This is a genomic window from Bacillus sp. L75, from assembly GCF_003676355.1.
Lineage (GTDB): Bacteria > Bacillota > Bacilli > Bacillales > Bacillaceae > Bacillus > Bacillus velezensis.
On sequence record NZ_ML064950.1, the window covers coordinates 1 to 537 of the forward strand.

Below are 537 nucleotides of genomic sequence, written 5' to 3' on the forward strand. Positions count from 1 at the left end.
TCTGTTAAGTCAGGTTCGTTATTCATGATCATCAGCCTTATTATTTATTGATATTGAATTAGGTGCTTCATTGCCAAATACGTCCCAACCTGGAGCGCTTTCTCTAGCGAACATTTCAAGCCTTGGAAGATCACCACACAATTCAACTATTAAATCTCGATACTCAATAGGTTTTTTGCTGTGCTTTGATACTGGGAATTCATGGTATGCACGAACAGAGTGAGAATAAACCTTAGGCTTTCCCTTTGTCGCAATTATTGCTGACTCAGTCCCGGCTCTTGTNGGCTTTCCCTTTGTCGCAATTATTGCTGACTCAGTCCCGGCTCTTGTTCTAAACCCCATACCGAAGAATTTTTTAAGTTTTACTGTTAACTTCCCCCACACAAAGCCATTTATATTTTTTATGGTAAACCCCCACGATTCAACCAAGTCGATTGCTTCTTGAGGCATAGAGCCCACGTACCACATAATTAAGGTGCAATCATCTGCCGCAATGCTATTTACATCTATATTTTTTAACCCTTCAATTCCAGTGGT

1 protein-coding gene and 1 pseudogene are annotated in these 537 nt (G+C 40.3%); both read right to left on the bottom strand.

The window, feature by feature from the left end; genetic code table 11:
* Nucleotides 1-18 precede the first annotated feature (18 nt).
* The coding region (locus D5S11_RS20325) for an MT-A70 family methyltransferase (RefSeq protein ID WP_241211480.1) at nt 19-282 on the bottom strand (264 nt) is incomplete at its 5' end.
* A 1-nt stretch (nt 283) separates the two neighbouring features.
* Nucleotides 284-528, bottom strand: a pseudogene (locus tag D5S11_RS20525) (MT-A70 family methyltransferase); the annotation flags it as partial.
* Nucleotides 529-537 lie beyond the last annotated feature (9 nt).